This window comes from uncultured Aquimarina sp., from assembly GCF_947496855.1.
Lineage (GTDB): Bacteria > Bacteroidota > Bacteroidia > Flavobacteriales > Flavobacteriaceae > Aquimarina.
Genome location: NZ_CANMED010000008.1, coordinates 144,523 through 157,150 on the forward strand (window position 1 = coordinate 144,523; position 12,628 = coordinate 157,150).

General features: G+C 33.6%; 10 protein-coding genes. 6 read left to right on the forward strand and 4 right to left on the reverse strand.

The window, feature by feature from the left end:
- The first annotated feature begins 13 nt into the window (after positions 1–13).
- From nirB to Q0921_RS22185, 5 genes are read left to right on the forward strand one after another with little or no spacing between them, the layout of a single operon-like run.
- Positions 14–2,533 (forward strand): nitrite reductase large subunit NirB, encoded by a 2,520-nt coding sequence (gene nirB, locus Q0921_RS22165; protein ID WP_299260877.1) that lies wholly within the window; start codon positions 14–16, stop codon positions 2,531–2,533.
- A 26-nt stretch (positions 2,534–2,559) separates the two neighbouring features.
- Complete coding sequence (gene nirD / locus Q0921_RS22170; protein ID WP_299260879.1) at positions 2,560–2,937, forward strand: nitrite reductase small subunit NirD; 378 nt, start codon at positions 2,560–2,562, stop codon at positions 2,935–2,937.
- A gap of 55 nt (positions 2,938–2,992) precedes the next feature.
- The gene (locus Q0921_RS22175) at positions 2,993–3,577 is read left to right on the forward strand and encodes a DUF4202 domain-containing protein (RefSeq protein ID WP_299260881.1); all 585 of its coding nucleotides are present in this window, start codon (positions 2,993–2,995) and stop codon (positions 3,575–3,577) included.
- Positions 3,578–3,587: 10 nt separating this feature from the next.
- A complete protein-coding gene (locus Q0921_RS22180) occupies positions 3,588–5,399 on the forward strand; it encodes an ATP-binding protein (RefSeq protein ID WP_299260883.1) in 1,812 nt (603 codons plus the stop codon).
- Positions 5,400–5,448: 49 nt separating this feature from the next.
- Positions 5,449–5,823, forward strand: coding sequence for a hypothetical protein (locus Q0921_RS22185; RefSeq protein WP_299260885.1), 375 nt, complete (start codon positions 5,449–5,451; stop codon positions 5,821–5,823).
- 23 nt (positions 5,824–5,846) lie between these two features.
- On the opposite strand, the gene Q0921_RS22190 is transcribed toward Q0921_RS22185, so the two are convergent.
- The 3 genes from Q0921_RS22190 to pfkA form a co-directional block, all read right to left on the reverse strand.
- Complete coding sequence (locus Q0921_RS22190) at positions 5,847–6,719, reverse strand: BadF/BadG/BcrA/BcrD ATPase family protein (RefSeq protein WP_299260887.1); 873 nt, start codon at positions 6,717–6,719, stop codon at positions 5,847–5,849.
- Between the two features lie 89 nt (positions 6,720–6,808).
- Entirely contained in the window at positions 6,809–7,810 is a 1,002-nt protein-coding gene (gap, locus tag Q0921_RS22195) for a type I glyceraldehyde-3-phosphate dehydrogenase (RefSeq protein WP_299260889.1), read from the reverse strand.
- Between the two features lie 43 nt (positions 7,811–7,853).
- Positions 7,854–8,840 (reverse strand): 6-phosphofructokinase, encoded by a 987-nt coding sequence (pfkA, locus tag Q0921_RS22200; protein ID WP_299260891.1) that lies wholly within the window; start codon positions 8,838–8,840, stop codon positions 7,854–7,856.
- A 303-nt stretch (positions 8,841–9,143) separates the two neighbouring features.
- Here pfkA and Q0921_RS22205 point away from each other — a divergent pair, with 303 nt between their 5' ends.
- Entirely contained in the window at positions 9,144–11,669 is a 2,526-nt protein-coding gene (locus tag Q0921_RS22205; protein WP_299260893.1) for an Ig-like domain-containing protein, read from the forward strand.
- A 119-nt stretch (positions 11,670–11,788) separates the two neighbouring features.
- Here the strand turns inward: Q0921_RS22205 and Q0921_RS22210 are convergent, their stop codons facing one another.
- The gene (locus Q0921_RS22210; RefSeq protein WP_299260895.1) at positions 11,789–12,526 is read right to left on the reverse strand and encodes a T9SS type A sorting domain-containing protein; all 738 of its coding nucleotides are present in this window, start codon (positions 12,524–12,526) and stop codon (positions 11,789–11,791) included.
- Positions 12,527–12,628 lie beyond the last annotated feature (102 nt).

Below are 12,628 nucleotides of genomic sequence, written 5' to 3' on the forward strand. Positions count from 1 at the left end.
AAATACGTAACTCATGAAGAAGGTAGTAGTAATAGGTAATGGAATGGTAGGTTATAAGTTCTGTGAGAAGTTTGTGACTTCAGAAAAATTCAATAATTATAAACTTATAGTTTTTGGCGAAGAACCCAGACGGGCATATGACAGAGTGCATCTAAGTGAATTTTATGATGGCAAAACTGCCGAAGATTTAAGTATGTCATCTGCAAGCTGGTATGAAGATAATAACATCAATCTTCATACATCAGAAATGATTACAGAGATTAATAGAGAAAATAAAACTGTTGCTAATCATCGCGGAGATACATATACTTACGATTATTTAGTATTAGCAACTGGATCTTCTGCATTCGTACCTCCTATTCAGGGCGTTGATAAGGAAGGGGTTTTTGTTTATAGAACTATCGAAGATTTAGAAGCAACAGAAGCTTACGCTAAAAAATTAAAAGCTGCAGGAAAAACTGAAGCAGCAGTGCTTGGAGGCGGATTGTTAGGTTTAGAAGCTGCAAATGCGGTTAAAAATTTAGGATTAAACGCTCATGTTGTAGAATTTGCTCCAAGACTTATGCCCAGACAATTAGATAAAGGCGCGAGCGATATGCTGCAAGCTAAAATAGAAGGTTTAGGATTAAAGGTTCACCTTTCAAAACAAACACAATTTCTGCAAGGAGAAAATTCTATTGAAGGGTTACAATATGTTGATGATACGGAGTTGAAGGTTGACATGCTTGTCGTTTCTGCAGGTATTCGACCTCGTGATGAAGTAGCAAAAGAATGTGGATTAGAAGTTGGAACTCGGGGGGGTATTCTCGTAAATCAGAAAATGCAAACCTCTGATGATAATATTTATGCTATTGGAGAATGTGCTTTACTAAATAAAATGATATATGGTCTAGTTGCTCCCGGATATGACATGGCAGAAGTTGCTGTACAACAAATCATCGGCGGTGATGCCGAAATGCCAGAATCTATAGATATGTCAACTCAATTAAAACTTATCGGTACCGAAGTAGCTAGTTTTGGAGATGCTCTTAACGAAGCCAAAGAAGAAATAGATGAAATAACGTACGAAAATAAACGTAATGGAATTTATAAAAAAATAAACGTTTCTAAAGATGGTAAAAAACTTCTAGGTGGAATTTTAATTGGCGATTCATCTGATTATAATTCTTTATTCCAAATTTATAGTAACGGAATGAAACTTCCAGAAGAACCAGAAGACCTTATATTAGGCAGTCGTGGAGGTGACCAAGGAGGTTTATTAGGTGATGTAATGGATTTGCCAGATGGAGCTCAAATCTGCTCTTGTGAAAGCGTTACTAAAGGGCAAATTTGTAGTGTTATTGAAAATGGAGAAGTTACAGATGTAGCAGGGGTTATTGGCTGTACCAAAGCCGGTACTGGATGTGGTGGTTGCAAACCTATGGTTACAGATTTAACCAATGCAACCTTAAAATCTTTAGGTATTGAAGTTAAAGAAGGGGTTTGTGAACATTTTGATCTAAGTAGACAAGATTTATATAAAATCATTCAGGTAAAAGGATATACAAAATTTAATGAAGTACTAGATAATCACGGAAATAGTGGTCACGGTTGCGAATTATGTAAGCCACTTGTCGCTTCCTTAATGGCTACTATTCATGCCGACACTGCTAATAAAGAATATGCTATTCAGGATTCTAATGATCGTTTCTTAGCAAACATACAAAGAAATGGGACCTATTCTGTTGTTCCTAGAGTTCCTGGAGGAGAAATTACACCTGATAAATTAATTGCACTAGGAGAAATTGCTAAAAAATATGACTTATATACTAAAGTAACTGGTGGTGTCCGTATCGATTTATTTGGCGCCACAGTAAATCAATTACCTTTAATATGGAAAGATCTAATTGACAACGGTTTCGAAAGTGGTCATGCTTATGGAAAATCATTGCGTACTGTAAAAACCTGTGTAGGATCTACTTGGTGTCGCTACGGAATGGACGAAAGCGTAAGTTTTGGTATTGAACTAGAAAATCGATACCGAGGAATTCGCGCTCCGCATAAAATTAAAGGTGGAGTTTCTGGATGTATCCGTGAATGCGCTGAAGCCCGCGGAAAAGATTTTGGTTTAATTGCTGTAGAAGGCGGATGGAACTTATACGTTGGTGGAAATGGTGGGGCCACACCAAGACATGCTGAATTATTTGCAGAGCAAATTAATAACGAAACTGTAATTAAATATTTAGACCGTTACCTCATGTTTTATATGCGTACAGCAAAACCTTTACAAAGAACAGCGGCTTGGCAAGAACGTTTAGAAGGTGGGTTAAATTATTTGAAAGAAGTTATTATTGATGACAAGTTAGGGATTGCTATGGATTTAGAAGAAGAAATGAAAACTTTAGTTAACAAGTTTGAATGCGAATGGACTCAAGCTATTAACGACCCTGAAATAATGAAACGATTTAATCATTTTGTTAATAGCGACGAAGAGGATGATAACATTGCTTTTGTGCCTCTGAGAGAACAAAAAATGCCAGAACCGTGGAAATAACAAAACAGCTTATAATCTAAAATAAAATGGAAGAAATTCTCACAAAATACAAAACTACCAAATTAGAAAATGTAAAAGTTTGGTTTAAAGCTGCATCCGTTAATGCATTTCCAAAAGATGGAGGAGCTTGCATTAAATACAAAGATTTACAAATTGCTGTATTTAATTTCAGTAGACTGAACAAATGGTACGCAAGCCAAAACTTATCACCTGAAAAAAATGAAATGGTACTTAGTAGAGGTATGATTGGCGATCATAACGGAATACCTAAGGTTGCTTGTCCTCTTCATAAAAAAACTTTTTCACTAGAAACTGGTGAAAATCTGAATGGAAACCTTGCAGCAATCGCAACGTATCCTATAAAAATAGAAGATGGTATTGTATATATTGGTTTCGAAGAATAATACCTTTTATTGCTAAAAACCTTAAATTAGCACGTATTATAACATCATTCCTTTTATGCCAACCACAAAATTAACCAAAGCATTTTCTTTTTTTGACAAAGAAAATGCAAAAGACCCTAATAAAGAGGTCGTTAGCGGAGAATCTATTCCGAAAGAATTGATCTACGGTCAACGAATGAGTCAAACTCTTACTAAGTACACCTCTGAAGCGTCAGAAGCATTACAATTGGCAACAAGAGCTCAACATTTATGTAGATGGGAAATTCCTCGAGATACCTACCCAATGGATCGAGTCGGATACTTAAAATGGAGAGAAGAGTTAAAAAAGTTTCACGCAGAAAAGGCTTCAGGGATACTTCAGAAAGTAGGATATAACAAAGAAACTATAAATAGAGTTTCTTTTCTTATACAAAAGAAAAAATTAAAAAAAGACGAAGACACTCAAATATTGGAAGATGTCATCTGCCTTGTATTTTTGGAATTTTATTACTCGGAATTCTATGAAAAACACACCTCTGAAAAAGTGATTGATATTTTACAAAAAACCTGGAGAAAAATGTCTAAGAAAGGTCATCAAGCGGCACTAAAACTATCATATACAAAAAGAGGGCTAGAATTGATTAAACAAGCTATTGCATAATTTATTTGCATTGAACAAATTAACATCACTAGATCATCAAACTTTTAATCGCCTAAGTAAAATTTACATTATTGCTTTAGGAGCTATCGCTTTATTTACTATTGGAGCGCAATTTTTTATTCAGCAATATCTAAGTTCCCAAATTGATGATTCTAAAATTATCAATATTTCAGGTAGGCAACGAATGCTTAGTCAGAAACTGTCTAAAGAAATTTTATTCCTTTCCTATATTAAAAATGACAAATCAAAAAAACGATATCTATCAGAATTAGAAACAACAATAAGCCTTTGGAAATCATCTCATGAAAGACTTAAAAGATACAATGATTCAATACCAAAAGGGAAAAATGATAGCACAGAGATAAAACGAATGTTTTTGGTTTTACAGCCTTACTTCGAAACCATATATGAAAATAGCTTACAAATACTGGCGATCGCAAAAAATGACTCTGTTAATCCTAAAATTCTAAAACCCCATCTTGAAAGTGTAATTTTCAACGAACCTTTTTTTCTTAAACAGATGGATGCCATTGTGTTTAGATATGAAAAAGATGCTCAAGAAAAAATATCTAGGCTTAAAAAGATCGAGTATATCTTGTTTTGTTTAATTATTTTAATTCTGATTTTTGAATTTTTCCTTCTATTCAGACCTGTAGCATTAAGTATCAAAAAAAACATATCTGATCTTCTTTTATCACAAAAAGAAGCTACAGATATGGCTTCTAATGCTGAAAAACTAAGAAAAATTCAGAATAAAAATGTACAAGAATTAGTATCACTCACTAAAGCTTTAGATCAAACTTTATTGTATGCTAGAGTTAATGAACTTGGCATGGTAAAAAGTCTAGGGGAACGTTTTGGAAAAGTACTGCATTTAAACCAAGAATACGATTCAAAAAATCTGGCTGAGTTAATGAATTTAAGTGAACTACAAACAAATAGATTATTACATCTGATTTCTCAAAACAAAGGAGGTGTTTTTAATGAAGAATTTGAATTCACTCCTAATGATGGTAAAAAAATGTGGTTAGACATTTCGATACTGAATGTGTTTAAAGAGTCTGGCAACTCAGAAAGATTAGTACTTTGCTCTGACATCTCTAAAAGAAAAGAAGCCCAACAAGAAATTCAACGATTAAATGACTTAGAATATCAACAAAAGGAGGAATTACAGAAGTCGAACGCAAGTATGATTGTTGAAGCTCAGGAAGAAGAACGAAAACGAATTGCAAAAGAGATCCATGATAGTATCGGACAAATGCTCACAGCCTTAAAGTTCAATATTGAATCCATCAACACCAACAATATTGAAAAGACAAATCAAAAAATTGAAGGCCTTAAAAAGTTATCAAAGGACCTGATATTAGGCATAAGAACAGCCACATTTAATCTCACTCCTCCAGAATTAAAAGATTATGGAATTAGCATTGCACTTCAAAAACTGGCAAAAGAATTGTCTAAATTAACAGGTAAAAATATTGTTTTTGAAAACAAATCCGATGTTGAACCTCGTTTTGATTCTCTAGTAGAGACAAATTTATATCGAGTAACGCAAGAAGCTGTGAACAATGCTATTAAATATGCTAAATCAGATTATATTCTTATTTCCATAAATAGTTCAGAATCAATCTTAAGCATTACAGTAGATGACAATGGTCAGGGATTCAATCTTGATAACATTCCAACTAAACCGAAAAATAATGCAGAGGGCGGAATGGGACTGTTCTTTATGAAAGAACGTATGAATTATATAAATGGTAGAATTTTTATAAGTTCTACTCTCGGCAAAGGCACAAGAATTACTCTAAATTACACCTTATAATACGTAAAATTATATATTTTTGCCGGATTACATCCCCCAAAAAAGTAACGTGAAAACACATAAGGAAAATACAAAATATCTAATGAACTGGGATTCTAAAAAAATCTGGAAAGAAGAAGTCATTAGTAAAAAGTTTATTAAATACCTCAAGGAGGCAGAAGTTAATGAACTTATAAAAAACAAGGATACTCAACTCGGGATTATTTCAGAACGGGATATTATCGATTGGCTCGAAAAAGGAGAAAATGATAATTTCTGGAATAACAAAATGAAGCAGCATATCTGCGAGAAGATCATCAAGGATGATGATGATTATTTCGTAGGTTGTGACTATGAAGATTTCAAGGGAAGATACTTTTTTGTGGCTAGTTTATGGAAAATGGAAAAAGGAGATAACCTGATAATATTAGAACATTATCATTAATTACTCCTTTGTTTTTTTTAAATCTAAACGTTATTTGGTTTCTTTTTCAGTACATCATTTCGATAATAATCGATAATACCATCAATAGGCCTTCTTACAATATTTCCGACAGTTAAATGATATGGCCATACTGCTGCTCTTATAATATCTTCACTAAAATGTGCTATAGATCCAATAAAGTGAACCGGGACGTTCTGAGCTTCAGGAAAACACAACACTCTTGTTTCTACAAATTCCTGAATACCTTCTGTAATAATTTTATAGAAATAACCATTACGTTCGCTAGTAAAAATAAACTCAGCAAAGGATGCCAGATAGGTGTTTGGATTTTCTTTTTTATATAAATTCTCCTTTATAGAATCTGAAGAAAGATCAAAACGTTTCTCGAATTCTCCAGCAACTTCTGGAGGCATTCTCTTGTAGTAGTAATCTCTGATTAAGCGTTTTCCAAAATAGTTACCACTAGCTTCATCCATTAAGATATATCCTAATGAATCTACTGTCATCTTTATTTCATCACCATCAAAATAACAACTATTAGATCCAGTACCCAAAATACACACAATACCAGGTTCGGTAGTAGCGGCATATACTGCTGCGACCATATCTTCTCTTACAAGAATATCATTTGCATTGGTAAAATAGTCTTCAAAAATCTTAGCTAGCATTCTGGTTGGCTTATTGGTACCGCAACCAGCCCCATAAAAATGGACTCTGTCTATTTTATTTCGAAAAGAGGCAAGTTGTTCGTTATCCCTAAGTCTCTCTTCTAATAAAGATTTACTAAATACAGCAGGATTTAAACCTTCTGTACGAGTTTTAAATACAATTTCTCCTTCTTCATTAAGAAGAATCCAATCACATTTAGTAGAACCACCGTCAGCTATTAAAATCATTTGAAAGTTTATTTGTTGTGTGTGTTATCTAAAAAAAAGCCCCGATTTTTTTTATTCCAACCGGGGCAATATAATTTATTACTCTTTAATTATAGATTACCTACATAAGATGATAGGTCTACCAACTTAGAAGAATATCCATATTCGTTATCATACCAAGATACTAACTTAAAGAAGTTATCGTTTAATGCAATCCCTGCACCTGCATCAAAAGTAGAAGTATGAGCTTCTCCTACGAAATCCTGAGATACTACAGGTTCTTCTGTATATGCCAAAACTCCTTTTAATTCATTTTCTGAAGCTTTTTTAACTACCGCTTTAAGCTCATCATAAGATACGGATTTCTTAGTTTTTACAGTAAGATCTACTACAGAAACATCTGCTGTAGGCACTCTAAATGCCATACCAGTAAGTTTACCATTCAGTTCTGGTATTACTTTACCAACAGCCTTAGCTGCACCAGTAGATGAAGGTATAATATTATTTAGAGCAGAACGTCCACCTCTAAAATCTTTTTTTGATGGAGCATCTACTACTGCTTGTGTAGCCGTAGCTGCATGAACCGTAGTCATTAATCCTTCTTCGATTCCGAAGTTATCATTAATAACTTTAGCTAATGGAGCTAAACAGTTCGTTGTACAAGACGCATTAGAAACAACAGTATCAGTTGCTTTAGCATCCAAATGATTTACTCCCATAACAAACATTGGTGCATCTGCTGATGGTGCAGAGATAACAACTTTTTTAGCACCAGCTTTAAGGTGAGCTCCTGCTTTATCTAATGTTGTGAAAATACCTGTACAATCCATTACTACATCAACTCCAACTGCATCCCATTTTAATTCTTCAGGGTTTCTTTCTGCAGTAATACGGATTGCTTTACCATCTACTACAAGACTTCCATTTTCTACAGCTATAGTACCATCATATTTTCCGTGTACGGAATCATACTCTAATAAATAAGCTAAATGATTTACATCTAACAAATCGTTAATAGCTACTATTTCTACATTCTCGCGCTTAGAAGCAATTCTAAAAGCGATTCTTCCAATTCTACCGAAACCGTTAATTCCAATTTTTAACGTACTCATATTTAATAATTTAGTTGTTTTTTATTTAAAAACGTGGTTATATTTATACTGAAGTAATATCAGCAACTTTAATTAATCGATCGTGTTTGTGAGTTCTTTTCTCCAAAGCAGTAGTAAGAGGAACTATAGTCACAGTTTTATGAACAATTCCAATCATTACTTCACTTTTTCCTTCTAATAGCGTTTCTACGGCTCCCACACCTAATTTACTGGCTAATACTCTATCATAACAGCTTGGAGCTCCTCCTCTTTGTATATGCCCCAATACAGACACTCTAACTTCATAATCTTCTAAGTTCTCCTCTACATATTCTCCTAATTCGAAAATATTCTTACCAGATTTATCACCTTCGGCAACGACAATAATACTAGAGGTTTTTCCTGTCTTCTTACTTTTTTTAAGAGATTCTATAAGCCTATCAACTCCCATATCTTCTTCAGGAATTAAGATCTCTTCTGCTCCCGCTCCAATTCCGGCATTTAAAGCGATATCTCCTGCATCTCTTCCCATTACTTCAATAAGAAATAAACGGTTATGAGAACTTGCTGTATCTCTAATCTTATCTATAGCTTCTACTACAGTATTTAATGCAGTGTCATAACCTATCGTATAATCAGTACCATTAATGTCATTATCAATCGTACCAGGGATTCCTACTACCGGAAAGTTATACTCTTCGGAAAGTTTTAATGCTCCGGTAAAACTACCATCTCCTCCAATCACAATAAGAGCATCTATATTATTCTTGATTAAATTATCATAAGCTTTCTTTCTTCCTTCCTCGGTGCGAAAATCTTTGGAACGAGCAGATTTCAGAAAAGTCCCTCCCTTATTTATAATATTTCTTACCGAACGCGCATTTAACTTTTCCATTTCATTATGTATAAGACCTTCATAACCTTTATACACACCAAAACAATCTACTTCATAATAACTACACGCACGAACTACTGCTCTTATAGCGGCGTTCATTCCAGGAGCATCACCTCCTGAGGTAAGTACAGCGATATTTTTAACTTTTTTTGTCATTGAAGCCAAATCTATTGTTATTGACCACAATAACCTAATTTACCAAAAATCTAAAACGTTTTCGGTTAATAAATTCAGTAATTGCTGACAAAAAATGTATGGTTTTAACACATTTTCATGAAATAAGTTAAGAAAAACGTATTATCACAAAATAGTTTATTCCTGATTTTGGTATTCTCAAAACTTAACTTAACCGTATAACATTACTAAGATAGTTTAATACAAACATAAGCTTGATTCATATTTAGTATCTTTGTAGACACAAAATAGTCATAATTCACCCAAATTAATTTCATTATTGATATGAAAAAAAAAACACTAACCATAGCTTTGTCAATGGTAATTTTCATTTCGTTCAAAGTTTATTCTCAGAATCAAAATAACTTAATAGACGCTCCAGGTGATATTGCTTTTGTAGCTTTTCACACGGATAATGGAGGCGCAGACCAGGAAGATGGATTTTCTTTTATTTTATTAGATGATGCCATTGATGGCACTACCATAACATTTATAGATGAAGAATGGAATGGTACTCAATTTTCAAGCCCTGTAAATGAAGGAGATTTAATCTGGACCAATAATACCGGTAGTACTATCGATGCTGGAACGGTAGTTAATGTTACTGATGCAGATGGAAACACAGAAATGGCTTCTATAGGTATTGTTGATGAAATCAATGATGGATTTGATTTAGTAGCTGCAGAAGATATCGTTGCGGTAACCGGAACAAGAACAAGTCCTGGTGTTTTTCTTACTGCAATTGATGGAGACAATGGTTTTCCATTTAATAGTACAAATACAGGATTATCCAGTGCTCAGATCTTACTGATTTCTGATCAAGGTATTTATACTGGCTCAACTACTTGTGATAGTACGATAGGTGATTGCCTAGTTCAGATATATGATTCCACAAACAATTGGAGTTTTGGAAATTATACACATCCCGATAATGTAACTGGAAATTTTACAGGAAATGCTTTTTTAGGAGACCTAACATCCCCTACGGTTACTATTAGTTTGTCAGATACCAGTCTTACAATGGGAGATACTTCTACTATTACCTTTACTTTTAGCGAAGTTCCTGTGGGATTTACAGCAGCTGATGTTACCGTACAGAATGGAACTTTATCTGGATTTATGGTTACAGCCGATCTAACTATATATACTGGATTATTTACTCCTACCCCAAACATACAGGATGCTACAAATATTATTAGTGTAGGAACAGGTTACTCGGATGCTGCTGGAAACCCAGGAATTGCGGTAGATTCTAACAATTACACTATAGATACTACCACTCCTAATTCTGTCCCAAGTTTTTCTATACCTACCAGTCCTGATCAAAACATTGTAGAAGATTCAGGAGTGCAGACTGTAAATGGATTTGCATCTGCTATTGATGATGGAGATGGAAACACGCAAACTCTTACTTTTAATGTAATAAATGATAATAATGCTTTATTCAGTAGTCAACCTGCAATTGATGGAATCACTGGAAATCTTACCTATGCTCCTGCTGCAAACGTTTCTGGAAGCATAATCGTTACCGTAAACCTTTCTGATGATGGAGGAACTGCAAATGGGGGAATTGATACTTCTGCAGATCAAACATTTATGATTACTATTAATGAAGTAAATGATGTACCAAGTTTTTCTATACCTGCCAGTCCTGATCAAAACATTGTAGAAGATTCAGGAGTGCAGACTGTAAATGGATTTGCAGCTGCTATTAATGATGGAGATGGAAATACGCAAACTCTTACTTTTAATGTAATAAATGATAATAATGCTTTATTCAGTAGTCAACCTGTAATTGATGGAATCACTGGAAATCTTACCTATGCTCCTGCTGCAAACGTTTCTGGAAGCATAATCGTTACCGTAAACCTTTCTGATGACGGAGGAACTGCAAACGGGGGAATTGATACTTCCGCAGATCAAACATTTATGATTACTATTAATGAAGTAAATGATGTACCAAGTTTTTCTATACCTGCCAGTCCTGATCAAAACATTGTAGAAGATTCAGGAGTGCAGACTGTAAATGGATTTGCATCTGCTATTAATGATGGAGATGCAAATACACAAACTCTTACTTTTAATGTAACAAATGATAATAATGCTTTATTCAGTAGTCAACCTGCAATTGATGGAATCACTGGAAATCTCACCTATACTCCTGCGGCAAATGCAATTGGTATGACTACCGTTACCGTAAATCTTTCTGACAGTGGCGGAACCGTCAATGGAGGAATTGATACCTCTGCAGATCAGACATTTACTATAACAATTACAAGCGCTAATGATGAACCAACTGTAATTATTACTTCTACAGAAAGTTCTCCAACAGACGCCAATCCTATTCCCGTAATTATAACATTTTCAGAAAGTGTCCTCAATTTTGATATAAATGATATTATTATTACAAATGGATCTCTTACTAATTTTTCTGGTTCAGGTGCTATATATACAGTAGAGGCTATTCCTGCTGCAACTGGAGTAATTACAATAAATATTGATGCAAATATCGCAACTAATGCATCTGGTGATGGAAATTTACCTGCTATAGAATTCAATATTATATACGAAGAATTACTTAGTACTGATGAGTTTGATAATGATACGTTTACTATATATCCAAACCCTACAAAAGGCAATGTATATATAAGCATTCTAATAGATAAAGTGACTGTTTTTGATTATACTGGCAAAAAAGTACTTGAGACTACTAAAAACACTCTTGATTTATCAAGATTAGAATCAGGTATTTATATATTCAATTTACAAACCAAGGAAAAGCAGACTATAAAACGAATAATAAAACTATAAAGATATTATTCGATCGATATTGTTTTACGCTTAAAACTTAAAGAAAAATAAAAAAACGACCTATTTTTATAGGTCGTTTTTAAAATTCAAATACCAAAATTGTATATCTAGCTATAGCGCTATTTTATAAACTGTTTAGTAATCATTTCGCCATTCTTCATATATGTTTTTAATATGTAATTTCCTTTTGGAAATTTTTCAATATTAATAGTATTATTATAATAGCTACCCAACAATCTCGAGTTTAGGTCATAAACTTCATACTTATTTACCTCACCCTTTGATTCTACTTTAATTACTTTATTACCTGGAATAGGAAATATTTTTAAATCATTTTCAGAATGGTTACCTATTCCGTTTTCTATATTATCTTCTGATAATTTATCTCCTTCAGGTCCGAAAGCACCAGAAAATACTTTACTCAATTCGTTATTTTCTAATCTAGAAGAGCTACAATCTTGCATTTCAATAGCTGTCCAACGGATCACCCAATCTCGATCTGTAGCTGTGCTTGCCCTAAGAGGGTTTGGAAAATTTAAAGACCCTACCGTTGATAAATCACTAGGAGCATCCGTCCATCTTAAATACACTCTGAAACCTGTGGAAGTAGGGTTATAAACGGAAGGTGCACCCGAAATATACCAATGAAATCCTTTATTGCTAATAGATTCTAATGTAACCAAATAGTGAGGGGTCGTCGTAAACTCACAAGATTTTGTATCAACATCAACATATATACCTGTAGTATTGTAATCTACCCAATCAGTTGGTGAAGTAACCCCTTGACCAATTTTTATTTGAGCATTGGAAATTGAATAACCTAAAATCAATAAAAAAGATAATAAAAAAGTTTTCATAATTGTGTGGTTTTAAAATTAATTTTAATTAATAAAATATAGATTTAACTAAATTTTTATTCTTTAAAGTTATATAAATCGTCACATATTTACTTATGGAAA

Bases quoted from the DNA above. Each gene is read 5' to 3' on its own strand.
- Q0921_RS22175 (WP_299260881.1), top strand. From the start codon at position 2,993: ATGCCAACCACAAAATTAACCAAAGCATTTTCTTTTTTTGACAAAGAA.
- nirB (WP_299260877.1), top strand. From the start codon at position 14: ATGAAGAAGGTAGTAGTAATAGGTAATGGAATGGTAGGTTATAAGTTC.
- gap (WP_299260889.1), bottom strand. From the start codon at position 7,810: ATGAGTACGTTAAAAATTGGAATTAACGGTTTCGGTAGAATTGGAAGA.
- pfkA (WP_299260891.1), bottom strand. From the start codon at position 8,840: ATGACAAAAAAAGTTAAAAATATCGCTGTACTTACCTCAGGAGGTGAT.
- Q0921_RS22210 (WP_299260895.1), bottom strand. From the start codon at position 12,526: ATGAAAACTTTTTTATTATCTTTTTTATTGATTTTAGGTTATTCAATT.
- Q0921_RS22205 (WP_299260893.1), top strand. From the start codon at position 9,144: ATGAAAAAAAAAACACTAACCATAGCTTTGTCAATGGTAATTTTCATT.
- nirD (WP_299260879.1), top strand. From the start codon at position 2,560: ATGGAAGAAATTCTCACAAAATACAAAACTACCAAATTAGAAAATGTA.
- Q0921_RS22190 (WP_299260887.1), bottom strand. From the start codon at position 6,719: ATGATTTTAATAGCTGACGGTGGTTCTACTAAATGTGATTGGATTCTT.